Origin of the sequence: Kitasatospora brasiliensis (assembly GCF_032654805.1) — a bacterium.
Classification (GTDB): Bacteria; Actinomycetota; Actinomycetes; order Streptomycetales; family Streptomycetaceae; genus Kitasatospora; species Kitasatospora brasiliensis.
The window spans coordinates 521,711-546,408 of the sequence record NZ_JAUOOW010000001.1; the positions used below are offsets into that span (position 1 = coordinate 521,711).

Genomic DNA, 24,698 nt, shown 5'->3' on the forward strand with positions numbered 1-24,698 from the left:
CAGTGCCGTCCAGCAAGTCCGAGCCGTCCGATCCGTCTGAGCCGCCTGAGCCGTCCGAGCCGTCCGAGAAGCCCGACAAGCCCGTGCCCCCCGAGGCGCCCGAGCTGATCTGGCTGCGCCCCGAGCGCACCGGGCGCGGCCCGCGACCGGCCCACAGCCGCGACTCGATCGCCGCGGCAGCGATCTCGATCGCCGACGCCGAGGGCCTGGAGGCCGCCTCGATGCGCCGGGTCGCGGCGGCGCTGGGCGCGGGCACCATGTCGCTCTACAACTACGTGCCAAAAAAGGAACACCTGCTCGACCTGATGCTCGACGCGGCCTCCGGCGAGTACCGCCTGCCACCCGAGCCGAGCGGCGATGTGCGGGCCGACCTCACCGCACTCGCCCACCAGCAGCTCGCCATCTTCCGCCGCCACCCCTGGCTGCCCGCACTGGTGGTGGCCCGCCCGGGCATCGGCCCCAACGCCCTGCGCTACACCGATCACTTCCTGGCCGCCACCGCCCCCACCGGGCTCGACGGCGGGGCCCGGATGGAGGCGATGGCGCTGTTCAACGGCTTCATCTGCCAGTTCGCGCAGTACGAGCAGACGGCGGCGGCGGGCGCCAAGTGGCAGGCGGAGCTGGCCGGTTACCTCGGCCAGGCGGCGGCCGGCGGCGAATACCCGCACCTGGCCCAGGCGTTCGCCACCGCCGGGCCGCCCGCCGATCCGGACACGGCCTTCGACCGCACCCTGAACCGGGTCATCTCCGCCATCCTGGCGCCGACTTCGGAGGACTGACTAGCTCAGCGCCTCCCGGGCCAGCGCCCCGGCGACCTTCCCGTCCACCAGCACGAGCACCACCTCGCGCGCCTCCCCCACCGCCGCCCGCGCCTCGGCCGGCGACTGCCCGACACCGACCACCGGCAGCGCCGGCCCGACCAGCGCGCCCAGCGGGTCGCCCGGCTTGGCGGCGCCGTCCGCGAGTGCCGCCGCCAGCGCGTCCCGGGAGACCGAGCCGACCACCTCCGCCGGGGCCAGCCCGTACGGGCGCGCCGGGCGTGGCAGGACGGCCGGAGCCACCCCGCCCGGCGCGGTGCGCAGCAGCTCCAGGGCATCGCCCACGGTCGCGTCGGCGTCGACCGTCACCAGCGGCTCGGCGGCGTCCAGCAGCGGCCGCAGGCCATCCGTCTCCGCCTCCTCCAGGAAGCCCCACGCGCGCATCCATGTGTCGCTGTGCAGCTTGGACAGGTAGGAGCGGCCCGAGTCCGGCAGCAGCACGACCACCAGGTCGTCCGGGCCCAGCCCCCGCGCCACCCGCAGCGCGGCCGCCACGGCGGCGCCGGAGGACGGGCCGGCCAGCAGGCCCTCCTCACGGGCGAGCCGGCGGGCCGTCAGCAGCGACTCGCGGTCCGGGATCCGCTCGAAGGAGTCGACCACCTCCGACCGGTAGGCCTCCGGCCAGCGGTCCTCGACCGTCTCCGGGTGGAGGAAGTGCCCGATGCTCTCGACGTACCACGGGCTGCCGTCGCCGCCCCCGTACGAGGAGGACTCCGGGTCCGCGCCGATCACCGTCACCGAGCCGCCGGACACCTCTTTCAGGTGCCCGCCGGTGCCGGTGATGGTGCCGCCGGTGCCGACGCCCGCGACGAAGTGGGTCACCCGGCCGCCGGTCTGCTCCCAGATCTCGGGGCCGGTGGTCCGGACATGGGCGTCCGGGTTGGCCAGGTTGTCGTACTGGTTGGCGAGCCAGGCGCCGGGGATCTCCTCGGCCAGCCGCCGGACCACGTGGAACAGGTGCCGCGGGTCCTCGAACGGCACCGAGGTCGGGGCGAGCACCACCTCCGCGCCGTACGCCCGCAGGATGTCGGACTTCTCCGCCGCCGACTTGTCCGCCACCCCGGCGATCACCCGGTACCCGCGCTGCCGCCCGACGATGGCCAGGCCGATGCCGGTGTTCCCGGAGGTCGCCTCGATGATCGTCCCGCCCGGCTTCAACAGCCCGTCCCGCTCGGCGGCCAGCACCATGGACAGCGCGGCGCGGTCCTTGACACTGCCCCCGATGTTGAGGAACTCGGCCTTGGCATAGATCGGCGCGGCGATCCCCGCGCCGAGTCGGGCGAGACGGAACAGCGGCGTCCCGCCGATCGCGTCGAGGACGGATTCGTGCACAGCGGTCATCATCGGGCCCTTTCACTGGCTTTCCGCACCAGTCTGCCCGGCAAAGGGGGCGCCAGGAGTCGTCTTCACAGCTGATCAAGTGCTGGGGGATCATGCGAGGCCGCCCTTGCGTGCGCGGCCTCGCGGGTGACCTCACCGGCAGCCCGGCCCCGTGCACCGATCACGTTCGTGCGCAGGAAGTCGACCCAGCCGACTTCCTGCGCCCCGTCAGGACGCCGGGTTCCCCATGCGACGAGCGTCCATGACGCGCCGGCAGCAGGGTGGGAGGCTGCCCCGTCTCCGCGTGCCCCGTCAGGGACCAAGCTCTTGATCACCAGCGCACACTCATCGGCCTGCCCACCGGCAGCATCCGGTGGGCAGGCGCGATCGGACCATCTCTCGGCACAGCCTTCGGCTGGGGCCGGAAAATCGATCCCCGGCCTCTCCATGCGCGGACACTGCGGGGCGCGCAGCAGGGCTTTCACGCCCCACGATCTCGGCGCACCCCAAGACGTGCACCGGCGCCACACACGACCGTCCTCGGTGGCCGTGTGCGGAGCGTGACTGATTGTCAGATCAGTGGGCGCAAGCGGCCACGACGCCAGCGCCCCAGCCTGGAGGCTGTGGTGGACGGCAGCCGCTCGCCCTCCGTGGACTCGTCGAACGGGAGCAGTGCGGTCGGCGCGATCCAGCCCTCGCCCGGGTCGATGCGGATCCGCAGGACGCTCGCCCGCTTCCGCTCGGTCAGGTAGAGCCCGAAGTCGCCGGTGTGCGGGTGGTGGTTCTCGTAGCGGTCGTACACGGCCTTGCACATGGACGTGATGGGGGTGGTCACGAGGAAGAGGTATCGGCTGCCGGGGCCCATGTTGACGCAGAGTCGGCGGCGGGCGAAGGCGCAGTCGGTGAAGGAGGCGTTCTCGCGGTTGTCGATGTGCAGGCCGGGGCGCAGGCCGCTGGTCGGCAGGCGGTGGGTGACGGGTTCGTCGGGCGGGTCGTAGGTCGCGGCGAGCGGGATGGCCTCCGGGTCACCCAACGTGTCGACCAGGGAGGTGAGTTCGGGCAAGGCGATGACATCGGCGGGGAGTCGGAAGAACTCCACCATGCCGCCCTCCCTGGTGAAGCTGGTCGGCGCGTACCGCCTGGGGAGGTCGGCGGACATCGGGGCCCAGTCACCGGCCGGGACGATGGCGCCCGACTCGTAGCCGGGCTCGCGGTAGAGGCGCCGGACGCCGCCGATGTCGCAGCGGTCCAGGAGAGCCCCCGGGTCGCGGTGGACGATGGCGGCGGGGTGCAGTTCGGGCATGGGAGCCTCGGATCAATGAGCTTGGGAGGTCGGGGTGTTGGCCGGGTCGAGCAGCATGCGGACCCAGACGCGCTTGCCGGCGTCCCGGCGGGCGATGACGCCGAAGTCGAAGGCGAGTTGACGAACGAGGTCGATGCCTCGGCCGCCTTCGGTGAAACGACGGGGGTGGGGGCGGCGGAGTTGGAGGTCGCCGCGCGGGTCCCAGACTTCGAGCCGGCAGTCGCCGCCGAACTCCTGGAGGGAGAGGCGGACTTCGCCGTAGCCCTGGCAGGCGTGGACGACGGCGTTGGTGACGAGCTCCGAGGTGATCAGAACGAGGTCGTCGACGGGATCGCCGCTCCAGCTCCAGGAGTTCAGCTGGGTCCGGACGAGGCGGCGGGCGGTGCGGACCGAGTTCGAGTGCTCGGTGAGGACGGTCTCCCAGGTTCGGAGGACCGGGTTACGCAAGGTGGACATGAGTCACCCCACACCTTCAGTGGCGTGTTCGTGCGGTCACGTTGAGTGTGGGGCAACCAAAATCGAATTTGCAAGCCGAACGCGAGCAAGCATCAAACAAATTATTTGATCTTGGAGTTGAGGGTAGCTTGAGTCATCGAAGCGCGAACAGCGAGACTGGAGGCGTGTTGAGCAAGGACCCGTCAGCGATCAGGCAGATCCGCCTCGGCGACGAACTGCGAGCCTGGCGAACGGAGAACAACAAGACGCTTGCCGACGTGACCGCCGGCCTGAAGGGCTGGAACCCGGCTCGGCTCAGCAAGATCGAACGAGCGCTACTGCCGGTCACCGCTCGCGAGCTGGCCATATTCATGGACCACTGCGGGATCGCAGGTCCGGAGAGAGCCGAGATCGAGGCCCTCGCCACCGACAGCCCTTCGAGGCACTGGTGGCAGGATCACGAGTTCGCTGACACGATCAGCTCCGCGTTCGCCGAGTACTTGAGCCTCGAATCCGAAGCGACTCAGATGCTCGACTACTACCTGTCGGCGTTCCCCGGCCTCTTGCAGACCGAGGACTACGCTCGCGAGGTCATCGCCGCAGGCCTCGACGGTCTCAGCGAGGACCAGAACGAAGCCGCCGCCGAGATCCGCATAATGCGCCAACGCCGCCTCACTCAGGATCCGCTGCTCGAACTCGACGCCTACGTGGGCGAGGTCGCCCTCTTGGTTGGCGGTGACCAAGAAGTCCTCGCCGGCCAGATCCGGCACGTCATCAAGGTGGCACAGTACCCGAACGTCACAGTTCGCATGGTCCCATTGAGCGCCGGACGACCTGGGATTCTGGCATCTGGACTCACACTTCTCCGCTTCCCTGGAGAGTCAGGCGAGAGCTTCTCCTTCATCGAGGCGGTCGGCGGTATGCTCCCGCGTAAATCGGGGCGCGAGGTCCGACGCGCTGAGCGAGCCTTCGCCCGACTGAAACGGTGCGCGCTTTCACCGGATGCCACCGTGGCCGCCCTTGAACGCAAGTTGGAAGAGATCACGTGAGCGAGCAGCACGACCCCTACGACCACAACCCCGCCAGCGCCGAGTGGGTCAAGTCCCCCTTCTCCGGCGACTCCAACGGCAACTGCGTGGTCGTCGCTCGTTTCGACAACGGCGACGTCTGGGTCGGCGACGACAAGGACCTCAACCGCCCCCACCTCGCCTTCAACCAAGCCGAGTGGACCGCCTTCGTCCAGGCCATCGAAGCCCGCGACCCCCGCTTCACCGCCTAACCAACCCGGGAGGCCCAGATGCGTAGCCCGCACGACCCGTACGACCACGAGGCCGCCGGTGCCGAGTGGGTCAAGTCCCCCTTCTCCGCTGACGACAATGGCAGCTGCGTCGTCATCGCCCGCTTCGACAACGGCGACGTCTGGGTCGGCGACGACAAGAACCCCGGCCGCCCCCACCTCGCCTTCAACCAAGCCGAGTGGACCGCCTTCATCCAGGCCATCGAAGCCCGCGACCCCCGCTTCACCGCCTGACCAACCCCTCCAGCTCCGGCCACGCCCTCCGATCGCGTGGCCGGAGCCTCCGTCCGTCCCCCATCAGCCTGCTAGCGTCACCGCCATGACGTCCTCCGCAGTCGACCTTCGGAAGGTCCCGGTCGATCACATCCTCGATCGGGTCGAACGGCGTCTCGGCACCGCACTCGACCGGACCGCTCTCGTCCGCAAGCGTCGATCGGTCGGAGCCCGCACCGACCGGGGCACGTGGATCCGCGTCGAGCGCCGTCCCTCCTCACGGACCCGCGAGCAGGGCTGCTCCGGCACCGAAGCCGCTGCCACCCTGACCGACGTGGCAATGCCCCACTGGGTGGAATCAGTAGCGTGGCAGGACGCCGGCGACGGAGCCATCTGGCGAGCGGACGAGACGTCACTCCTCCCTGCAAACCCAGTCGGCACAGCCATCCTGGCCGTCGATCCCGAGCTGCCCGACAGCTGGTGGAAGGCCCTGAACGCCTCCCTCGCGGCGCTCGCCACCCAACCGACCGCAAGGGTGGCGACGCCGGATACCGAGCCGATCACCCGGCAACTGGTCGACCGCGTCATCCGGGATGCCTTCCCCCTCGCGGTGAACACCCAGATCGCCTCATGGTCTCCCGCTCACGCCGATCTGAACTGGGCGAACGTCACGGGCCCCGAGTTCTGCATGTTCGACTGGGAGGACTGGGGGATGGCCCCGCGCGGCCTGGACTCCGCGTCACTCCTGGCCGCCTCCCTCGCCGTCCCGGCCCTCGCGGACCGCGTTCGCCGCGAACGGCGGGCGGACCTGGAGAGCCGGGACGGCATGGTGATGCGCCTGTTCGTGCTGGCGAAGATCGCCGGGCCGCACGCCCACCCGGATGACCCCCGGGTGACACCGGCGCGGTCCGAGGCCGAGCAGCTGATCCACGCGCTTCAACAGCTCTGACGGGCGGCCCGTTCAGCCAGCAGGCGCCGGTACCCGCCGATGAGCTCGGCGTCAGCCGCCAGCTCGGTGGCATCGACCAACTCGCGCAGGTGATCCGGCTGGTCGGTGCCGACCACGACCGCGCCCACCGGCGGCAGTTCGAAGGCCGCCCGGAAGGCCGCCTGCACCGGAGTCGATTCGCCGGTAGTGCCGGCCAGGAAGAGCCGCGGGTCACTCCGGCCCCAAGGCGGGCCGGTGAGGTTCCCACCGAACGGACTCATGCCCCATCGCCGTTCGACCGGAATGCCCCATCTCTCTGCCAGAAACTCGCCAGCGGCCAGGACCGCCGAGCCAACGAGCAGTCCTGACCGGACCATCAGGACGTCCGGAACGACCGGAACCGAGTTTGCGACCGCGGCCACGGCGCAGGGGTTCCATGACGCGATCCCCCATGCCCCGCACGTGCCGGCCGCCACAGCCTCGGCCAGAACGCCGCAGGCGGAGGCCAACTGCTCCTCGCCGCGCTCACCGGCCACCAGCGAGGCTTCCGGGTTGTGCAGGAACACCACGTCGGGCATTCGCCCCAGGTCCCGATTGGTCCGCAGAAGCGCAGCACGGAGGTCCATCGGATCCAGGCTGTGACACGCCCGGACGGCCGACTGGCCGTTCGCCCACCAGCCGGATCGCTCACTCGCTCTCGTGCAGATTCCCGTCTCCGCCCGGCCACGGGTCGTCGCCACCGGAACCCGCGTTATCCGACCGGAGGCTGTCGTACCGGTCGTGCACCGCACCCAACTCTTCGACAGCGATCAGGAGTTCTTCGTCCACCGTCACTCCTCCCTTGCCTCCGGGTGGCAACCGGAGGCTGTCGGAAAAGCGGAGCCCCCCCCAAGGGTCGCTGCCATGGACCTGCCAGGAACCCTCGGATGCGGCCCCGCACTGGTCGCACATCATGACCCCGAGGTCCCTATCCGGGCAATGGCACCGACCAAAGTGCGGCACCGGCCGAGACAGCTACCGCCGCCGGAGTGGGAAGTCGGCCGGTCCGACTTCCCACTCCCAACGCTCCGACGTACCAAGTGCGCTTGCAGGGCACTTCCACCGGCTGTCTGTTGGGAGGAGCACCACCCCCTCCCCCTCGAAAGGCAGTCCCATGTCGATAGGCCGCCCCCGTCCGCTCCTGGCAGGCCTCAGTGCCGCCGCGCTGCTCGCCACCGGGTTCTCCGCCCACGCCGCCGCCACCGCGTCCACCCGCACCGGCACCACCGTCACCGGTGGCCTGAACGTCAACATCAAGTCCGGCAGCGTCACCGTCGGCCTCGGCACCGTCTCCGCCGTCATCGTCTACACCTGCACCAGCACGAGCGCCCCCAACGGGGAGGCCGCACTGCGGGTGGACTTCGACCAGGCCAACAACACCGCCACCACCGAAGTCGCCGTCCCCTGCGGCCCGGGCAACGTCGACATGACCCAGACCGTCACCGCCGTTCAGATCGGCATGAGCGGCAGCGACCCGGTCGGCGCGATCGCCAGCCTCAGCGACGGCACTTCGGCGGCCACCGACATCGAGTTCGGTGTCCGCGCCAGCAACTACCTGTACATCGCCCCCGGCGCGTACTACCCGGGCGACGGCACCGTCACCCTGAACGGCACCTACAACTGCGCGAGCGGCACCCCCACCCCCGCCACGGAGTTCGTCACCGCCGATCAGGCCGGCCCCGGCACCTTCTTCGCCTACGGCACCTACACGGTCCCCGTCACCACCTGCGACGGCACGGACCAGGCCTGGGAGGCCACCCTCGGTGGCCCGACCACCGGCAGTACCTTCCAGTCCGGACTGCCGATCGAGGCCCACGCCACGCTGCCGACATCGGGCGGGCGCGGCGTCACAACCAAGACCGCCAACGACTACGCCATCATCTTCGGTAGTTGATCCACCGACCCCGGCGGGCCGTTCGGCGTACGGTGCAACGTGACCCTCTCCCGCAAGGAGCGACACGTTGCACCAACTCACCTACGGTGACGTCAAAGCCGCCACCGACCGCATCGCCGGGCACATCCGCCCCATCACCCTCGCCCCGGCCGGCCGGGAGGACTGCCCCGGCGAGGTGTGGCTCGCCCTGGAGTTCATGCAGCACACCGGCAGTTTCAAGGCCCGTGGCGCGCAGAACTTCGTCCAGGCCCACCGCGACGCCGCCACTCTCCCCGACGCCGGGGTGACCATCGCCTCCGGTGGCAACGCCGGGCTGGCCTGTGCCTGGGCCGCCCGGCAGCAGGGTGTCCGCGCCACCGTCTTCCTGCCCACCACCGCCCCTGCCGTGAAGGTCGCCAAGCTGCGCGGCTACGGCGCCGAGGTCCGGCTCGTCGGCACCGAGTACGCCGAAGCCCTGGCCGCCTGCGAGGAGTTCGCGGCCGCCACCGGTGCGCTCGCCTCCCATGCGTACGACCATCCGCTCATCGCCGCCGGGGCGGGGACGCTCGTGGACGAGATCCACCGGCAGATCCCCGACCTGGACTCGATCGTGGTCGCCGTCGGCGGCGGCGGCCTGCTCGCCGGCGTCGCCACCGCCGCCCGGCACCACGGAATCCACACCATCGCCGTCGAGCCCGAGAACTCCCGCGCGCTGAACGCCGCCCTCGAAGCCGGCCACCCCGTCGACGTCCCGGTGGACTCGGTCGCCGCCGACTCCCTCGGCGCCCGCCGCGCCTCGGCCACCGCGCTCGCCGCCGCCCAGCAGGACGATGTGTACTCCGTCCTGGTCCCGGACGCGGAGATCGTCCGCGCTCGCCGAACCCTGTGGGACGAGCGCCGGATCGTCGTCGAGCACGCCGCGGCCACCGCCTTCGCGGGTCTGCTCAACACCGACCACGGTTACGGCGAGAAGGTCTGCGTGGTGCTCTGCGGCGCCAACACGGACCCCTCCGACCTGGTCGGGTAACCGACGCCGCGGAGTGGGACGTCGGCCGGTCTGACGTCCCACTCCGCCGCTACTCACCACCGAGCGCCTTGCCGTAGACCGCCGAGCTGCGGCGGACCGTCATGCCGACCCGCTGGTACAGCGACAGCGCACCGGTCTCCGAGTGGGTCCACAGCGTGCACGTCCGGCGGCCCTCGCGGTAGAAGGCCCGGAAGGACGCCTGCAACAGCATGCGGGCGATCCCCCGGTGGCGATGATCCTTGCGGACCGCGACCCGTTCGACGTATCCCTCGTCGGTGCCCGGGACGTTCAACGCCAGCACCGCACCGATCATCTGATCCCCGGCGAACGCCACCGTCGACAGCGCCGGCGCGAAGGTGTCGCGCTCCACGGTGTGCCCGGCCCACTCCTCGTACGACTTGCGCCGCTTCTGCCACTCGTCGAAGGCGTCCTCGGTGAGCCGGTACGCGGCCTCTTCGTCGCCGGATCGGAAGCAGCGCCAGGTGACACCGGGCGGCGGGCCGGGCACCACTGGCTCGGCGGGCATCTCGATCTCCAGCAGCCACTGGACGACGAACGGCTCGTACCCACGTGAGCGCAACAACTCCACCGCCGCCCGATCGCCGTCCGAGACCGTCTGGCTGAGCCGTTCACCACCCGCCTGCCGGGCCCGTGCCTCGGCCCAGTCGAGCAGCGCGCCGCCCAACCCCCTCCCCCGGTGATCGGGGTGGACGTCGACCGCGCTGCGTCGACCGCCGTGCACCCAGGCCCGGCCGACGAGGCGCTCCGCCGAGTCGTACACCAGCAGCGTGTCGGCGGCCGGGTCGAGACCGGGCAGCGCGAGGTCCGCGGCGATGCCGTCGGGTTCGGTCTCGGGACGGCCCAGGAGCTCGCGCTCGCAGGCGGCCACCAACCCGTGGATCGCGCCGGCATCGGCGACGGTCGCCGCCCGCCACCGGTAGGACGCCGGGAACGACGAGGAAGACAGATCAGCCATGGCATGACTCTCCGCCAACCGATCTCCCGCTGTCGACCGGATTGCCGCTCCGACGTACCAAGTGCGCTTGCAGGCCGCGTCGACCGGCTGTCTGTTGGGAGGAGCACCCCCCTCCCCCGAAAGGCACCCCCATGCCGATAGGCCGCCCCCGCCCGCTCCTGGCCGGCCTCAGCGCCGCCGCCCTCCTCACCACCGGGTTCTCCGCCCACGCCGCCGCCACCACCACCGCATCCACCCGCGCCGCCACCACCGTCACCGGCGGCCTCAACGTCGGCATCAAGTCCAACAGCGTCACCGTCGGCCTCGGCAGGGTCTCCGCCGTCATCGTCTACACCTGCACCAGCACCAGCGCCCCCAACGGCCAGGCCGCACTGCGGGTGGACTTCAACCAGGCCAACAACACCGCCAGCGGCGAAGTCACCGTGCCCTGCGGCCCCGGCAACGTCAACATGACCCAGACCGTCACCGCCGTCCAGATCGGCATGAGCGCCACCCAGGGCGTCAGCGCGATCGCCAGCCTCAACGACGGCACGGCGGCGGCCACCGACATCGACTACGGCCTCACCGGCGGCGACTACGTGACCATCACCCCCAGCGCCTTCTACCCGGGCGACGGCACCGTCCACCTGAGCGGCAGCTACAACTGCGCCAGCGGCACCACCACCCCGGCCACCGAGTTCATCACCGCCGAACAGGCCGGCCTCCCCGGCCACGTCGCCTACGGCACCGCCACGGTCGCCGTCGTCACCTGCGACGGCACCGACCAGGAGTGGGAAGTCACCATCGACCCCGCGGCCGGCCACGGCTTCGACACCGGGGAACCGATCGAGGCGAACGCCAGGATTCCCACTGTCGGAACCGGAAGCGGCGGAGGCGGCACCACCTCGACCAAGACCGCCAACGACTTCGCCATCATCTTCGCGGGGTAGCGCCACCCCCCGGCTCACGCGCCCCGGCTCAGGCGCCCCGGCGCCCGCCCAGCCAGGCCATCAGGGTGGCCCACAGGCCCCGGCGCTTCGACTCCGCCCCGTGCGTCGGCGCGGCGGCCGGGGGCTGGAGGGCCGGGCCCGGCGGGACGATGCCCTGGGCGCGGGCCGCTTCGAGCCAGCTGGGCAGGTCGGCGAGCAGCAGGTCGTAGAGGTCCCGGTCGGAGACCGTCCGGGGGTCGCGGCCGAGGTGGACGAAGCCCGCATTGTCGATGGCGCGCTTCTCCGGGACGGCGAGCCCGGTGAGCTTGCGCAGGAAGTCGAACTGGCGGCTGTGCGGGTCGCCGAAGCCGATGAACTGCCAGAAGATCGGCAACGTCGCGGCCTCGCACAGGCCCCGTTCCGCCGCGGGCTTGCTGATCGGCCCGCCGTCCGTCTGGAACAGGACGAGGGCCGGATCGGTGGCGCCGCTCGCGCGGTAGTGCCGGACCACCGCCTCCATCGCCAGGTGGTAGCTGGTCTTGCCCATGTGGCCGAGGCCCGCGACGATCCGGTCGATCCAGCCCTCGTGGTCGGCCAGGGCTATCTCGGCCTGGGCGTCGACCTCGGTGGAGAAGAAGACGACCGGCACGCTCCCGTCGTCGTCCAGGTGGGCGGACAGGCCCAGGACCCGGTCGGCGAGGGCCTGGACGCTGCCGTCCTTGTAGTAGGGGCGCATCGAGCCGGAGTAGTCGACCACCAGGTACACCGCGAAGCGCTGGCCGCTCAGCCCGCGCCGCTCCACCGAGGCGCCCGCCGTCTTGTAGAGGCTGACCAGCGCGGGCGCGCTCTGCTCGACCTTGCTCAGGCTGACGGCCATGGCTCGCTCCCTCGTTCACCGCGCACGTGATCGTCTCCGTGCTCCCGACACTCTGCGCGGCGGACCGGGGCCCCGGCAAGCCTTCGCACGCGCCGGGCCCTCACCATCCGCTCGGGTGCACCGACAGCCACCCAAAGTGCCGCTCCTTCAGCCGGTCGCGCTCCTCCGCCGTGGTCAGGTAGACGTCCGCGCCGCCGTCGTACGGGTGGTACAGCCGCCGCAGGCCGGCGCCGGCGATGATCACCCCGCCCTCCCGGTCGTCGGCGACCCGGCGCAGCAGCCGGTCCAGGCTGCCCCGCCGCCACGGCCGGCGCTCCACGAAGACGTGGCAGTAGTACGGGAATTCGGGGTCCTCGTCGCAGAGCCAGGACCGCCAGTGCCTGGTGTCCCAGTGCATCCGGGGCGCGCTCGGCCGGTCCGACCACCTCGGGACCATGACGTGCACCTCGGAACCGGTGAACAGCTCGTCCAGCACGGTGTTGTGGCGTTCCAGGACGATCGCGTACTCGCGCTCGTCGTCGGGGTAGCGCTTGGACTCCGGCAGGCTGTGGAAGCGCACCCAGGTGTCCCGCTCGTCCCGGCCGAGCTCGTACCCGACGGGCTCCGTGTCGGGCCACCGCCGCTCCCAGAGCGCCGTCAGTGCCTCGCGATCCGCCTGGTCCCTCGTCCTCGCCATCAGGCGAGTCTGCCACACCCGCCCCAGCAGCCCCGAGCTGGGAAAATCCCCTCGTCACGGCGGCCCGGCTCCCGTAGCGTGGTTCGGTCGATCTTGAGATCACCACTCAGGGGCGAGCTCAAGGACAGCTCGAAGGCAGAACGGGGCACACACCATGCAGCAGTACCAGGGCTGGGCCGACGAGCGCTTCGGCGCCGTCGCGGACGTCTTCGCCGCCAACTTCACCGAGTTCCCCGAACTGGGCGCCGCCACAACGGTTTTCGTCGACGGCCGGAAGGTGGTCGAGCTGTGGGGCGGCACGGCCGACCAGGCCACCGGGCGGGCCTGGACGCAGGACACCCTCGTCCCCGTCTTCTCCTGCGCCAAGGGCGCGGTGAGCATCTGCGCACACCTGCTGGCCCAGCGGGGCCGGCTCGACCTGGACGCCCCGGTCGCCCGCTACTGGCCGGAGTTCGCCCAGGGCGGCAAGCGGGAGATCACCACTCGGATGATCCTCGGCCACCGGGCCGGCATCCCAGCCCTGGACGCGGCGCTCACCTTCGAGGAGGTCGCCGCCTGGGATCCGGTGATCCGGGCGATCGAGGCGCAGCGGCCGCTCTGGGAGCCGGGCACCACGTACGAGTACCACGGCCATGTGCTCGGCTTCGCGGTCGGCGAGCTGATCCGCCGGATCACCGGCCTGACGCCGGGTGCGTTCCTGCGCAAGGAGATCGCCGAGCCACTCGGCCTGCCGCTCTGGATCGGCCTGCCGGAGAGCGAACTGCCGTACCTGGCACGGCTGGTGGAGGCCGAGGGGCGGCGCCCGATGCCCGGCCCGGAGCACCTGCTGACCCGGATCGTCACGATGACCGGCGCACTGGTCTTCCCCGGCCTGGACGTGCCGCACGGCTGGAACGACCCGGCGCTGCACGCGATCGAGCTGCCCGGCGCGGGCGCCGTCGCCTCGGCCACCGGCCTGGCGGGCCTCTACGCGGCGACGGCCACCGGCCTGGAGGGCTCGCCCCGGCTGCTGTCACCCGACACCGTCACCGACGCGGTGCGCGAAGTCTCGTCCGGCGCGGGCTTCCTGGGCTTCGACCTGGGCGCCCGCTGGGGCTCCGGCCTACTGCTGGACTCCCCCGCCTTCCGCCCGCTGCTGGGTGCCCGCAGCTTCGGCAACGACGGTGCGGGCGGCCAATTCGCCTTCGGTGACGACGAGTTCGGGGTCGGCTTCGCGTACGTCGCGAACCGGATGATCGGCCACGGCGACGCCCGGGCGAACCGGCTGATCGAGGCGGTGCGGGCATGCCTGGGCTGACCGGCCTCCTCCCCCTCGTCACCACCCTCGCCACCACGGGCGGCCTCGGCGAGCTGCGCTACGGCGCCTCACTTCCCGAACTCGCCGCCCACTACGGCGATCCGTGGACCAGCGGGCGCATCCGCAAGCAGACCCGCTGGCCGCACGCCTTCTGCTGGGGCGACGTGGGAACGGTCTTCTGCCGCTGCCGCCGGCTCCAGTCGCTGTCCCTGCCGATCTGGCACGGCGAACTCGACCTCCCGCAGCCGGGCGGCGCGTCGGTGACGCTCGACTCCCGGGTCACCGAGGCCGAGTTGCTGGCCGCGCTGACCGCCACCGGCCACGGCTGGCGGACGGTGACGTACGAGAACCTCCCCGGCCAGCGGACCCTGGAGTTCGAGCCGGCCGAGGAGGTTCGGGTCGGTCTGGTGCTCGTCGACCGCGACGGCTACGACCAGCCGCCGCTCCCGGAGTGGATGCTGCACAAGGCGGTGCTGTGGGGCTACGAGCACGTCGACTGCCCCGAGCCGGACCGCACCCTGCCGGACGACGGCTGGGGCACGTGACCTGACCACACGGCAGGCCCGCCGAGGGCTACGTGAGCAGGAAGTCGTAGACCGCCTGCCGCCCGGCCGGGTTCGCCGCCCGGTTCTGCACCGAGTGCGCCGCGCCCGGGACGATCACGATCTTCGGATGGTGCGCCGACTCGGCTTGCTGGTACAGCAGTTCGTTCGGCGTGGAGAGGTCCCGGTCGCCGCCGAGCAGGAGCACCGGCACGTCGGGCAGCTTGCGGTGCGCCGGCGGGGTCGGCGGCACCTGCTCGCGCGGCCAGTCCAGGCAGGCCAGGAGGCTGCCGAGGCCGGTCGCCGTCGCCGCGTCGTAGGGCCAGGTCTGCCGGGCGGTCAGCCGCTGCCGGGTGCGCTCCAGCGCCGCCGCCCGGCCCGCGACCGGGGTGTCCGAAGTGCCCCACGGGAAGCGCGAGTCGGCGCAGAGGGTGGCGGCGTGCAGGCCCTGGCTGAGCCACTCGACCGGGGCGGCGTCGCCTTGGTGGACGTCGTCGATGAAGGCCTTGAGCCGGTCCGGCCGCCCGGCGGCGGCCTCGTGCAGGATCTCCGGGACTCCGCCGTAGTCCGGGTCGGTGAACTCGTAGCTGGTCAAGGCGTCCAGGATTTGCGCCCCGTTGCCGTACTGCCGGACGGTGGCGGCGAGGTCGGTGGCCGGGTCGGTGGTGCAGCCGGTGGCCCGGCAGGCGGCGCGCAGCACCCGGGCGGTGGCGGGCAGCGCGGCCAGGTCCATCGGGTCGTAACCCTCTTGCGGCACCACGGAGTCGAGCACCAGTCGGGCCACGTTCGCCGGGTGGGCGAGCGCGTACCGCTGGGCGACCAGGGTGCCGTAGGAGACGCCGTCCAGGGTGAGGCGCTGGTCGCCGAGGGCGCGGCGCAGCCGGTCGATGTCGGCGACGGTGTCGGCGGTGCTGTAGAAGCGGGCGTTCGGGCCGAGGGTGGCGGCGCAGTCGGTGACGGACTTCCGGCGCGGCACGGCGAGGTCGGAGGAGCCCATGTCCTGTTGGAGGCCCGGGCATTGGAGGGCGTGGGCGCCGGTGCCGCGCTGGTCGTACATCACCAGGCGGTAGTCCTTGAGGACGGGCGCCATCTGCTCGGCGATCCGCCGGATCAGCAGGACGCCGGGCTGGCCGGGGCCGCCGGTGAGGAACAGCAGGTCGCCCTTGGGGGCGGTGGTGTTGCCGGTGACGGCCACCGCCAGGTCCAGGGTGCCGGGGGTGGTGCCGCTGTGGTCGAGCGGGACGGTGAGGGTCCCGCAGATGAACTCGGGCGCGTTCGGGCAGGGCGCCTGTCCGGTGATCCCGCCGCCGGGCCGGGCCGGGCCCACCGGGTCGCCGGAGGCGAGGGCGGGGGCGGGGGTAGCCAGGGTGGTGCCGACGACCACGGCGACGGCGCCCAGTAAGGCGGCGACGCGGCCACGCGTTCTCGTCATGCTCGTCCTTCCGCTCGCACCGCGTCCGGACTGACGCGGGCATGCAAACAGCCTGCGCCCCAGGGGGCTGCGGAGGCGAGTGGTTATCCGGGCATTCCACCGGGACCGGGTCCCGGCTCACCCGAGGCCTCCCCCAGCGCCCGCGGCAGCACCACCCGCACCCACTCCTCCGGCTGCGACAGGTGCGGCGCGTGCCCGGCGCCCTGGTACAGGTGGCGTTCCGCCCTGGGCAGGGTGAGGTCGATCAGGTCCAGCACCTCGCCGAACATCGGGGCACTGTCGTCGCTCTGGGTGAGCAGGGCCGGCTCGCCGAACCGGGACAGCCCGATGAGATCGAGGTCGAGCGCGTCCGGGTCGCGCAGCTCGTCCAGATAGGTGGGCGCGTTGCGGATGTAGGCGTGCCGGACGGGCGCGGGCAGCTGCTCCCAAGCGCCCGGGCCGAAGGCGAGGCTGTCCACGTACAGTTCGGCGGCCGCGGCCGACTCGGCCTGCTCCAGCAGCTCCCGGACGGCGGCGATCCGGTCGGCGAAGTCGGTGCCGATCGGCCGCAGCTCCGGGTCGGCGAGCAGGATGCCGGTGCCCGGCGGCTCGTGCACGGCGATGCCGCGCAGCAGGTCGGGGCGGGCGGCGGAGAGCCGGAGGGTGACCAGCGCGCCGTAGGAGTCGCCGTAGACGAAGACGGGCGCCAGGCCCAGCCGCTCGATCAGCCCGGCCAGGTCGGCCGCGTCCTCGTACACCGATCCCTGGGTGAGCGGGTCCTCGCTGCGACTGTGCCCCCGGCGGTCGTAGGCGACCGCAGTGGTGGACTCGGCCAGGCCCGGCAGCACCCGCGCCCAGGAGTCCGCGTCGCTCCAGGAGCCGTGAACCAGGACGACGCCGGGGCCCTCTCCATGGGCCTCGTAGTGCAGCGTCACCCCGTTCACCCTGATCTCGGCCATCACGAGCCTCCCGATCTCGGCGGTGCTCCCCCACCAGACTGACACAACCGCCCGGAAGGCTCAGATCCGCCGGTGCCGGGCTCCTCTGCAGGGGCTACGGAAGATCATCCTCAGGCCGGATCCGGCCACCGCCCGGCCGTGCCAGGCTGGGCGCATGCACGACAACGTACGCCGGATGGCCGCCGGGGAGTGGCGGGAACTGCGCGGGATCGCACTGGAGGCGCTGCGCGACTCCCCGAGCGCGTTCAGCCTCTCGTACGCCGAATGCGCCGCCCGCCCCGACGACTACTGGCAGCACCGGGCCGCCCGGGAGGCGACGGCGCGGGAGTGCGCCACCTTCGCGGCCATCGTCCCGGCCGCCTCCGCGCCGGGTGACGCGGCGGGTGGCGAAGCGGGTGACGAGGCGGGTGACGAGACGGGCCGCTGGGTCGGGATCACCGCCGTCGAACCGCTGCCGGACGTCCCGGACACCGTGCACATCCACTCCGTGTACGTCGCCCCCGCGTACCGGGGTTCCGCCGGCCCGGCCGCCGCGCTGGTGCGCGCGGCCGTCCGCCACGCCCGGGAGCACACCGACGTGGGGGCGCTCACCCTGGGCGTGCACGAGGACAACGAGCGCGCCCAGGCCTTCTACCGCCGGCTCGGCTTCGAGCCGACGGGCAAGGTGGTGCCGTACGTGCGCAGGCCGCAGGATCGCATCCTGGTCCTCGGCTACCCGGACTTCCGGGCGTGACGGGTGTGACGGGTGTGACGGGTTTGACGGGCATCGGAGCCGAGCAGGTCAGCTGATCGCCCGCACCGGCGGCTCGTCCCGCGTCCCGTCCTCCGCCACCACCGTGAACCGCTCCGAGCCCGCGACCGACAGGTCCACCGGGTAGAGCGAGGCGGTGTCGTTGACGTCCAGCACGGCGCTCTGCCGCCCGGTCGCCGCCTCCACCCTGGTCACCCGGCCCCGGGTCATCGCCCACACCGAGCCGCCGTCCGCCACCAGACCGGTCACCTGGTCGTCCAGCCCGGCCGTCCACCGCTTGCCGCCGTCCGCGAGCGAGTACGCCAGCAGCCGGCCGGTGGCGGTGCGGCTCGGATGCTTGCCGCCGCTGATGCCGACGTCCCCGGGCCGCTCGCCCGGCACGATGAACAGGTCGCCCACCACCACCCCGCCGAACAGCGGCCGGGCGCTGAACTCGTCGAAGGCGTGCAGGCCGCCGAGCATCACGTCCAGGTCGTACTCGTCCCCGGCGACCGGTATCACCGCCCGCTGCCGGCCGGCCCGGTCGTAGCTGAGCACCGCGTGGGTGCCGCGCTCGGCCTGGGCGTCCACCCAGACGGCGAGCGGGTCGACCGAGACCACCGCGAGGTTGCGCAGCCCGCCCGCCGCGGGCAGGACGATCCGCTCCTGCTCCCGCCCGTCCGCCGGGGCCAGCGAGCGCAGCACGGGCATCGCATCGCCGCACTGGGCGACGGTGACGGCCTGCCCGTCGCCGCCCGCGACCTGCAGGGGCGCGCACCCGGGGTCGGCGGCGCTGCGCCAGACGTCCCCGCCGTCCGCCAGCCGCACGGCGTGCCAGCCGGTCCGCTCCTGGAGGAGGGCCTGCCGGCCGGCCACGGCGACCACGTCCGGGGTGGCCTCGTCGCCGTCCCGGGCGGGCGCGTCCACGGTGGCGGTCCAGCTCTCGGTGCCGTCGCCGAGGTCGAGCGCGGTGACGGCGGAGCACGGCTTGTCGTGCGGCGAGTGGCCGATCAGTCCGACGGCGCCGACGCGGGCCGGTCCGCCGGGGCCGGTCCCCCGGCTCATCGCGCACACCGAGTCCTCCCCGGGCGGGGTCCAGCGCCAGCTGACGGCGCCGGTGGAGCTGCGGTACGCCACCACCAGGTCCGGCCGGACCCGCACCACCAGGTCCCCGCTGGTCCAGCTGCCCACGGCGCGGATCGTGGACGGCCGGTCCAGCGGCGCCTTCCAGGAGTCGTTGAGGCCGTCCCCGGCGAAACCGACGAAGATCGCCAGCCCCAGCAGCGCCCCGAGGGCGGCCGAGGGGAGCCCGGCCCGGGGGTGGATCAGCGCCCAGACGAAGCCCGCCCCGGAGGGCATCAGCCCGAGGATGCTGATGATCCCCATGTACGCGAGGCTGTCGCCGCCGAACCCGTGCGCCGGGCCGAACAGCACCGCCAGCCCCATGCTTGCGAACATCGCCCCCAGCACTCCGCCGGAGACCACCAGCCAGGTCTCCTTGCCCCAGGCGGGCCTGGCGCTCCACCTCGCCCGGACAACCCTGTCCTCGGGCCAAACGGCCATGCCGGTCTCTCCCATGCGACGCGCCGCCCACCGCGTCGGGGCGACGATCATCGGATCGTCGCAGAGCGCGCCATGATCCGAAACAAAGAGCAGGGAAAACCCCGGCCATGACCTGACCGCCCTCTCCGCGGCCCCGGGCCTCGGTCCAGGCGGCGCCCCGGCCTCAGCCCCAGGCGGTCTCCCCGACCGGCACCCGGTTCCCGTGCAGGCCCAGCGGCACCCGCACCGGCAGGTGGACGCGCGCGACGGGCTCGCCGGTGAAGTCCTGGGCGGCGAGGATCACCAGGTCGGCCGCGCCCCGGGCCGGGTCGTGGACGTACGCCATCAGGTACCCGTCGTCCTCCGCCGTCGGCGACTCGGCGGGGACGAACACCGCCTCGCCCACCGCCCCGAACCGCCCGAACTCATGGGCCTCGACCGTCCCCCGGTCCAGGCCGTGCTTGAGCGGGGCGTTGCTGAAGCCCCCGTCCGGGCGGTCGTCCCCGGGGCCGGCGGGCGGCGCGTAGAGCTCGACGGCGACCGTGTAGCCGTAGCGGTAAGGGCGGTCGGTGTGGCGGGAGTTGAGGCGCGGGAACTCCTGGACCCGGTCGTCCAGCCGCTCCTCGCGCACAACCGATCGGAAACAGTGGGTGCCGCCGCGCTCCGGGCTGGTCTCCCTGGCGCGCTACCGGGGCGGCCTCGTCCTCCACCACGCCGGCGGCGACTTCCGCGCGCTGCCCTGGGAGGCCATCGAGGGCTACGAGTACACACCCTCCCGGCTGGAGCACCGGGGCAACCTGCGCATCGAGCACTTCGCCCGCGTCCTGATCCTGCCGTACGACCGCGAAACCCCGTACGTGGTCACCAAACTGGCCGGCGGCTACGAGCCGGGGCTGGCCGAGGCCATCCGGGCCGGACTGATGCCGCGCCACACCGCGCCGCTGCACGAGCGGTTCGAGGAGGACGGGCACGTCGTCCTCGGGAAGGCGCTCGCCGTCGTGCCCGGCGGCCTGCTCATCGACCCCGCCAACAACCCCGGTACGGACCCGCTGCCGTGGAGCGACGTCGAGGAGGTCGCCGCCGGGACCGACCACCAGCTGCGGATCACCGCACGCACCGAACTGCACCTGGGCGGACGGAACGCCTACTTCACCTTCTCCGACGCACACCTCGTCGCGGCCTTCGTCCAGGAGACCCGGGCGAGGCTCCTGCCGGAGCGGCGGTCGGAGTAGACCAGGGCGCGGCCCGGCCCGCCAGCCGTCCGCCAGGGCGCGCCAACCCCGCGCCATAGGAGGCGAGTTGAGGTCAACTTTGCTCCCCGGACCGCCGGATACACGGGATCTCCACATCGTGCTGCGCCGACCGGGTGCACCTCGGCGCCGGGTGTACGCGCACGCCCGGTCGAATCGTTCTGCTGTACATGCCTCCCCCAATCTCGACACCCATCCCGTTGCCCGCGCCCAGCACCGTGTCCAGCCCCGCGCGGAGGTCCCCGTGGCCGTGATCGGCCGTGCGGCGGCCACCGTGGTCGCCCTGGGCATCCTGCTCGTCCCGGCCGCCGTCACGGCGGGCTCCGACCGGTTGCCCGAGGTCGGCGCGGGCTGGTGGGAGGTGTCGGCCAACGCCGCCAACGTCCGGGTCGACCACTTCGGCGAGGACACCGTCATCGGATTGGCCACCTCCGGGGACCGGGTCGAGGTCGTGGACACCTGGACCTCGCCGCTCGGCGCCCGCTGGGCGAAGGTCATGGTGGTGCGCACCCGGGTCTCCGGCTGGGTCCTGTGGTCCCTGCTGACGCACCGCGACCGCTCAACGGAACCGTAGAATCCGCCGGTAGCCACCAGGAGGGATTTCGCGTGTTCCGAGCGCAGCGTCCGCGCACCGCGCAGCTCACCCCGCGGCAGGGCGAAGGGCCGGTCACCGGCGTCGCCCTGCTGCTGCCGGGCGGGTTCATCCGCAGTCGGCGCGCGCCCGTGAAGGCCGCCGAGCTGGGCCTGCGCGGCCTGGCCGCGGAGCTCACCGAGCGCGGCCGGCCGTACGGGCTCGCGGTGCACCTGCTGCGCTACCGCCACGGCGGCTGGAACGGCACGGACGCCGACACCGCCGTCGACACCCGCTGGGCGCTCGACGAGCTCGCCCGGCGCCACCCGGGCGCGCCCGTGGTGCTGATCGGCAACTCGCTGGGCGGGCGCGCCGCGTTCTGGTGCGCCGGGCACCCCTCCGTGGTGGGCGTGGCCGGGATCGCCCCCTGGCTGCCGAGCGGCGACGCGGTCGAGCAGCTGGCCGGGCGCCGGGTGCTGATCGTCCACGGCACCGGGGACCACAGCTCGGCCGGCGCCGCCCTGTCCCTGGAGTACGCGCTGCGCGCCCGGCGGGTCGTCCCGGACCTCGCGCGCTACGAGGCGCCGGGCGGCAACCACTACCTGATCCGCGAGGCCCGCGACATCAGTGCGCTGACCACGGGCTTCACCCTCGCCGCCCTGGGCGCCGAGCCCGCGCCACCGACGGCGGGGGCGGGGGCGGTCTGCGCCCGGCTCCCCGCCCGGGCGTAGCCCGCGTCGCCGCGCTCCGGGCCACCCCTGCCGATCGGCAGGGGTGGCCCGCCCGCATTCCCGCGGGATTCCTGCTGATCGGCACATGTGCGAACGGGGTCTCGGCGGTCGGTCTTGGAGTCACCGCGACGGCGGCCGCCCGGGCCGCCGCGGAAGGGAGTCTCCACCGTGTTCCGTGCCCCCGCGCTCCACCCCGGCTTCGGCCGGATGCAACTGATCGCGCGTCGGCCACGTGTAGTCCAGGGCGGCCCAGTCCGCCACCCACCCGCCCCATCGGCATCGGAGACCACATGTCCGTCGGCAAAGCCGCCGCCAAGCCCGCCGCCCTCGCCCTCGGCCTCGCCGCGCTGCTCCTCGCGGCCTCGCCCGTGCCCGCCCTCGCCCGGACACCGTCCGCCGGGCCCGATCCGGCCGCCCTCGATGCCGCGTTCGCCGCCCGGCCGGGGGATCCGGCGGCGGGCGCGATCGCCCGGGTGGCGGTCGGCGGGCAGGTCTGGCGCGGCAGCGCCGGCGATCCGGTGAGCGGGCGGCCGGTGGCTCCGAACGCCTCGTTCCGGATCGGCAGCATCAACAAGGCCTTCGTCGCCACGGTGGTGCTCCAGCTCGCCGCCGAGCAGCGGATCTCGCTGGACGGCACCGTCCGGCAGTACCTGCCCGGCACCCTGCCCGAGACGTTCACCCAGCCGATCACCGTCCGCCAACTCCTGGACCACACCAGCGGATTGCCGCAGGCCGTCGAGGGCCCTGAGATCGACGGCCGGCCGGTCCGGACCCACGACGAGCTGATCGCGCTCCGCTTCGAGCGGGAGACGCTCGGCCAGGTCGTCCAGCGCACGCTCCACCCCGACGACGGGCACCAGGTCATACCGGCCTTCGCCCCGGGCACCGAACAGGAGTACAACTCCTTCAACTACCGCCTGGCGGGCCGGATCATCGAGCAGGTGACCGGGCACACGATCCGGCAGGAGGTGACGGCCCGCGTCCTGAAGCCGCTCGGCCTGCGGCACACCGAGGTGACGGAGGGCAGGCCCGCGATGCCCGAACCGCACCTGAGCGGCTACTTCTCCAACGACGCCGGCACCCCGGTCGACGTCTCCGAGCAGGGCGGCAACCCGGAGTCGATGATCTCCACCCCGGCCGACCTGGACCGCTTCCTGCGCGCCCTGCTGGACGGCGAACTCCTGCCGCCCCAGCAGCTGCACGACCTGCTCACCCTGCCGCGGGACGCATCCGGGCGGCTGCTGCCCGTCCGCGGAGCCGGTGAGTGCGCGTTCGGCCCGGACAAGGGGCGGGCCTGCTACAGCGCCGGACTGATGGCCATCCCCCTGCAGGACGGCACGGTGGTCTGGGGCAAGACCGGGCACGACCTCGGGTACGTCGACGGCTTCTTCGCCACCGCGGACGCGAGCAAGCGCCTGGTCTACTCCGTCGGCAGCAACGGCAGCACCCCCACACCGGCGCTGCGCCTCGCCGCCGTGGCCTTCGGACCCTTCGCCCCCTGACCCCGGCCGCGGCCGCGGCTCCCCCGCCGCCGCACAGGAGGCCGAATGATCACCGTCCCCGACGGGCTCGCCCGCGCCACCGTCGACCGCGAGGGAGCCTCCGGCGCGGCCTGGATCGCCCGACTCCCCGGCCTCGCCGCCGAACTGCTGGAGCGCTGGAGCTGCGCGCCGGCGGGCGAGGCCACCCACGGAGGCGTCGGCCTGATCCTCCCCGTCCGGCGGCGAGCGGGGCGCGCGGCCGTACTGAAGGTCTCCTTCCCCCACCCGGGCAACGTGCACGAGCCGGACGCCTTCGAGGTGTGGGCGGGCCGGGGCGCCGTCCGGCTGTACGAACGGGCCGACGAGCACTACGCGATGCTGCTCGAACGGGCGAGCCCGGCAACGCTCGCGGAGGTCCGGGGCGGCGAGGAGGTGCTGACGGTAGCCGGGCGGCTCAGCCGCCGACTCGCCGTCCCGGCGCCGCCCCGCCTGCCCCGGCTCAGCGAGCAGGCCGCCGCCTGGGAGGAGCAACTGCGCACCGACGCGGCCTCGTTGACCCACCCGCTGTCGGCCCGCACGGTGGCCGCCGCACTGGCGACCGTCCACGAACTCGCCCGCAGCCAGCCCGAGGTCCTCGTCCACGGCGACCTCCACCCCCGCAACATCCTGCGGGCGGAGCGGGAGCCCTGGCTGGCCGTGGACCCCAAGGGGTACGCCGGGGACCGCGCCTACGACGGCGGCACCCTGCTCAAGGTCCACGCGCTCACCGTGCTCGGCGGGGCGGACCCGCGCCGCGGTGTCCTGCGCGCGCTGGACGTCTTCACCGAGGCCGCCGAGCTGGACCGGGAGCGCACCCGCCGCTGGGCCCAACTCCAGGCCGTCCAGGCGGCCTTCGGTGGCCGCCGGCACGGCTTCCGGCGCGCCCGCACCGGCCCCGAGCGCGACCGGCTCACCGGGTACGCGGACCGGCTCGCCGAGGCGCTCACCCCCGGCTGACGCCCCCGGACGCCGCCGCCTTTCGAAAATCGCGTTGGCGGCCGACGGCCCGCACTGCCTAGGGTCGGGGGATGACCACTCGAACCTTCCGCATCATGGTGCGCGGCGTCTTCGACGGCCTCACCGAGGGGCAGCGCGCCGAGCTGCTCGCCGCCGCCCCCGAACACGACGTGCTGCGCGCCGCCTTCACCCGTGAGGGCCACCTCAGCTACGACCTGTCCGCGCGAGCCGCCTTCACCTTCCGCTTCCTCGACGAGGGCGAGGCGGAGGAGGACATCCTGGAGGCCACCGAGCGCGCCGAGCAGTCGGCCCTGAACTGGCTGAGCGAGCGCGGCTACGGCCACAAGAACCTCCGCTCCCAGGCCGAGGACCTCTCCCAGGCACCGCTCGGCAAGCGGCAGCGCCGCGCCGCCAACACCGCCCACTGACCGGCCCCCCTCCCCCCATGCCACCTCCTTGAGGGCTCTCCTCGGGATATACTTGAGTCCTCAAGGAGGT

The 24,698-nt window shown here is 72.8% G+C and carries 29 protein-coding genes; 17 read left to right on the top strand and 12 right to left on the bottom strand.

Translation table 11 applies throughout. The features are described from left to right. Positions 1-2: 2 nt before the first annotated feature. The gene (locus QWJ13_RS02290; RefSeq protein ID WP_316520135.1) at positions 3-779 is read left to right on the top strand and encodes a TetR/AcrR family transcriptional regulator; all 777 of its coding nucleotides are present in this window, start codon (positions 3-5) and stop codon (positions 777-779) included. On the opposite strand, the gene QWJ13_RS02295 is transcribed toward QWJ13_RS02290, so the two are convergent. The 3 genes from QWJ13_RS02295 to QWJ13_RS02305 all read right to left on the bottom strand — a co-directional run bounded on the left by QWJ13_RS02295 (position 780) and on the right by QWJ13_RS02305 (position 3,897). Continuing rightward, a complete protein-coding gene (locus tag QWJ13_RS02295) occupies positions 780-2,159 on the bottom strand; it encodes a pyridoxal-phosphate dependent enzyme (protein WP_316520136.1) in 1,380 nt (459 codons plus the stop codon). A 550-nt stretch (positions 2,160-2,709) separates the two neighbouring features. After that, positions 2,710-3,441 (bottom strand): hypothetical protein, encoded by a 732-nt coding sequence (locus tag QWJ13_RS02300; RefSeq protein WP_316520137.1) that lies wholly within the window; start codon positions 3,439-3,441, stop codon positions 2,710-2,712. Between the two features lie 12 nt (positions 3,442-3,453). Continuing rightward, on the bottom strand, positions 3,454-3,897 hold the full coding sequence (locus QWJ13_RS02305; protein ID WP_316520138.1) for an ATP-binding protein: 444 nt from the start codon (positions 3,895-3,897) through the stop codon (positions 3,454-3,456). Positions 3,898-4,061: 164 nt separating this feature from the next. Between QWJ13_RS02305 and QWJ13_RS02310 the strand changes: the two genes are divergently transcribed. The 4 genes from QWJ13_RS02310 (at position 4,062) to QWJ13_RS02325 (ending at position 6,335) form a co-directional block, all read left to right on the top strand. Further along, a complete protein-coding gene (locus QWJ13_RS02310) occupies positions 4,062-4,925 on the top strand; it encodes a helix-turn-helix domain-containing protein (protein ID WP_316520139.1) in 864 nt (287 codons plus the stop codon). Next, a complete protein-coding gene (locus tag QWJ13_RS02315; RefSeq protein ID WP_316520140.1) occupies positions 4,922-5,155 on the top strand; it encodes a DUF397 domain-containing protein in 234 nt (77 codons plus the stop codon). Before QWJ13_RS02310 ends, QWJ13_RS02315 begins: the two co-directional genes overlap by 4 nt. Positions 5,156-5,173: 18 nt before the next feature. Beyond that, positions 5,174-5,407: a DUF397 domain-containing protein gene (locus QWJ13_RS02320; RefSeq protein WP_316520141.1), complete on the top strand. Its 234-nt coding sequence runs from the start codon at positions 5,174-5,176 to the stop codon at positions 5,405-5,407. A gap of 85 nt (positions 5,408-5,492) precedes the next feature. Next, positions 5,493-6,335, top strand: coding sequence for a hypothetical protein (locus QWJ13_RS02325; RefSeq protein ID WP_316520142.1), 843 nt, complete (start codon positions 5,493-5,495; stop codon positions 6,333-6,335). On the opposite strand, the gene QWJ13_RS02330 is transcribed toward QWJ13_RS02325, so the two are convergent. Then, positions 6,323-6,892: an aldo-keto reductase family protein gene (locus tag QWJ13_RS02330; protein ID WP_316520143.1), complete on the bottom strand. Its 570-nt coding sequence runs from the start codon at positions 6,890-6,892 to the stop codon at positions 6,323-6,325. The two genes, QWJ13_RS02325 and QWJ13_RS02330, sit on opposite strands and share 13 nt — an antisense overlap. Positions 6,893-7,001: 109 nt before the next feature. After that, on the bottom strand, positions 7,002-7,142 hold the full coding sequence (locus tag QWJ13_RS02335) for a hypothetical protein (protein ID WP_316520144.1): 141 nt from the start codon (positions 7,140-7,142) through the stop codon (positions 7,002-7,004). A 325-nt stretch (positions 7,143-7,467) separates the two neighbouring features. Between QWJ13_RS02335 and QWJ13_RS02340 the strand changes: the two genes are divergently transcribed. Further along, positions 7,468-8,247 carry a hypothetical protein gene (locus QWJ13_RS02340; RefSeq protein ID WP_316520145.1) on the top strand — a complete coding sequence of 260 codons (780 nt, stop codon included), beginning with the start codon at positions 7,468-7,470 and terminating at the stop codon, positions 8,245-8,247. 67 nt (positions 8,248-8,314) lie between these two features. Next, positions 8,315-9,253 (top strand): threonine/serine dehydratase, encoded by a 939-nt coding sequence (locus QWJ13_RS02345; protein ID WP_316520146.1) that lies wholly within the window; start codon positions 8,315-8,317, stop codon positions 9,251-9,253. Positions 9,254-9,302: 49 nt separating this feature from the next. Here QWJ13_RS02345 and QWJ13_RS02350 read toward each other — a convergent pair whose 3' ends face one another. Continuing rightward, positions 9,303-10,229 carry a GNAT family N-acetyltransferase gene (locus tag QWJ13_RS02350; RefSeq protein ID WP_316520147.1) on the bottom strand — a complete coding sequence of 309 codons (927 nt, stop codon included), beginning with the start codon at positions 10,227-10,229 and terminating at the stop codon, positions 9,303-9,305. 131 nt (positions 10,230-10,360) lie between these two features. On the opposite strand from QWJ13_RS02350, the gene QWJ13_RS02355 reads away from it, so the two are divergent. Beyond that, positions 10,361-11,158, top strand: a complete 798-nt coding sequence (locus QWJ13_RS02355) for a DUF6299 family protein (RefSeq protein ID WP_316520148.1) — start codon at positions 10,361-10,363, stop codon at positions 11,156-11,158. Positions 11,159-11,186: 28 nt separating this feature from the next. On the opposite strand, the gene QWJ13_RS02360 is transcribed toward QWJ13_RS02355, so the two are convergent. Beyond that, the gene (locus tag QWJ13_RS02360) at positions 11,187-12,014 is read right to left on the bottom strand and encodes a VWA domain-containing protein (protein ID WP_316520149.1); all 828 of its coding nucleotides are present in this window, start codon (positions 12,012-12,014) and stop codon (positions 11,187-11,189) included. 100 nt (positions 12,015-12,114) lie between these two features. Further along, positions 12,115-12,690 carry a DUF3885 domain-containing protein gene (locus QWJ13_RS02365; protein ID WP_316520150.1) on the bottom strand — a complete coding sequence of 192 codons (576 nt, stop codon included), beginning with the start codon at positions 12,688-12,690 and terminating at the stop codon, positions 12,115-12,117. Between the two features lie 154 nt (positions 12,691-12,844). Between QWJ13_RS02365 and QWJ13_RS02370 the strand changes: the two genes are divergently transcribed. Together QWJ13_RS02370 and QWJ13_RS02375 are read left to right on the top strand one after the other, a co-directional pair. Beyond that, complete coding sequence (locus QWJ13_RS02370) at positions 12,845-13,987, top strand: serine hydrolase domain-containing protein (protein ID WP_316520151.1); 1,143 nt, start codon at positions 12,845-12,847, stop codon at positions 13,985-13,987. Then, on the top strand, positions 13,975-14,532 hold the full coding sequence (locus QWJ13_RS02375) for a hypothetical protein (RefSeq protein WP_316520152.1): 558 nt from the start codon (positions 13,975-13,977) through the stop codon (positions 14,530-14,532). The genes QWJ13_RS02370 and QWJ13_RS02375 overlap by 13 nt, the downstream gene beginning before the upstream one ends. Before the next feature lie 28 nt (positions 14,533-14,560). Here QWJ13_RS02375 and QWJ13_RS02380 read toward each other — a convergent pair whose 3' ends face one another. Next, on the bottom strand, positions 14,561-15,961 hold the full coding sequence (locus tag QWJ13_RS02380; protein ID WP_316520153.1) for an alpha/beta hydrolase: 1,401 nt from the start codon (positions 15,959-15,961) through the stop codon (positions 14,561-14,563). 83 nt (positions 15,962-16,044) lie between these two features. Beyond that, a complete protein-coding gene (locus QWJ13_RS02385) occupies positions 16,045-16,899 on the bottom strand; it encodes an alpha/beta fold hydrolase (RefSeq protein ID WP_316520154.1) in 855 nt (284 codons plus the stop codon). Between the two features lie 154 nt (positions 16,900-17,053). Here QWJ13_RS02385 and QWJ13_RS02390 point away from each other — a divergent pair, with 154 nt between their 5' ends. After that, positions 17,054-17,632, top strand: coding sequence for a GNAT family N-acetyltransferase (locus QWJ13_RS02390; RefSeq protein ID WP_316520155.1), 579 nt, complete (start codon positions 17,054-17,056; stop codon positions 17,630-17,632). Positions 17,633-17,680: 48 nt separating this feature from the next. Here the strand turns inward: QWJ13_RS02390 and QWJ13_RS02395 are convergent, their stop codons facing one another. Together QWJ13_RS02395 and QWJ13_RS02400 are read right to left on the bottom strand one after the other, a co-directional pair. After that, positions 17,681-19,192 carry an outer membrane protein assembly factor BamB family protein gene (locus tag QWJ13_RS02395; RefSeq protein ID WP_316520156.1) on the bottom strand — a complete coding sequence of 504 codons (1,512 nt, stop codon included), beginning with the start codon at positions 19,190-19,192 and terminating at the stop codon, positions 17,681-17,683. Between the two features lie 163 nt (positions 19,193-19,355). Then, the gene (locus tag QWJ13_RS02400; RefSeq protein ID WP_316520157.1) at positions 19,356-19,802 is read right to left on the bottom strand and encodes a carotenoid oxygenase family protein; all 447 of its coding nucleotides are present in this window, start codon (positions 19,800-19,802) and stop codon (positions 19,356-19,358) included. Between the two features lie 19 nt (positions 19,803-19,821). On the opposite strand from QWJ13_RS02400, the gene QWJ13_RS02405 reads away from it, so the two are divergent. The 6 genes from QWJ13_RS02405 (at position 19,822) to QWJ13_RS02430 (ending at position 24,628) form a co-directional block, all read left to right on the top strand. Continuing rightward, a complete protein-coding gene (locus QWJ13_RS02405; protein ID WP_316520159.1) occupies positions 19,822-20,403 on the top strand; it encodes a hypothetical protein in 582 nt (193 codons plus the stop codon). Between the two features lie 262 nt (positions 20,404-20,665). Then, the gene (locus QWJ13_RS02410; protein WP_316520160.1) at positions 20,666-20,995 is read left to right on the top strand and encodes a hypothetical protein; all 330 of its coding nucleotides are present in this window, start codon (positions 20,666-20,668) and stop codon (positions 20,993-20,995) included. 32 nt (positions 20,996-21,027) lie between these two features. Further along, positions 21,028-21,723 carry an alpha/beta hydrolase gene (locus tag QWJ13_RS02415; protein ID WP_316520162.1) on the top strand — a complete coding sequence of 232 codons (696 nt, stop codon included), beginning with the start codon at positions 21,028-21,030 and terminating at the stop codon, positions 21,721-21,723. A 290-nt stretch (positions 21,724-22,013) separates the two neighbouring features. Beyond that, entirely contained in the window at positions 22,014-23,225 is a 1,212-nt protein-coding gene (locus tag QWJ13_RS02420; protein ID WP_316520164.1) for a serine hydrolase domain-containing protein, read from the top strand. Between the two features lie 45 nt (positions 23,226-23,270). Beyond that, a complete protein-coding gene (locus tag QWJ13_RS02425) occupies positions 23,271-24,200 on the top strand; it encodes an aminoglycoside phosphotransferase family protein (RefSeq protein ID WP_316520165.1) in 930 nt (309 codons plus the stop codon). Positions 24,201-24,271: 71 nt separating this feature from the next. Then, complete coding sequence (locus tag QWJ13_RS02430) at positions 24,272-24,628, top strand: DUF6204 family protein (RefSeq protein WP_316520168.1); 357 nt, start codon at positions 24,272-24,274, stop codon at positions 24,626-24,628. Positions 24,629-24,698: the final 70 nt, after the last annotated feature.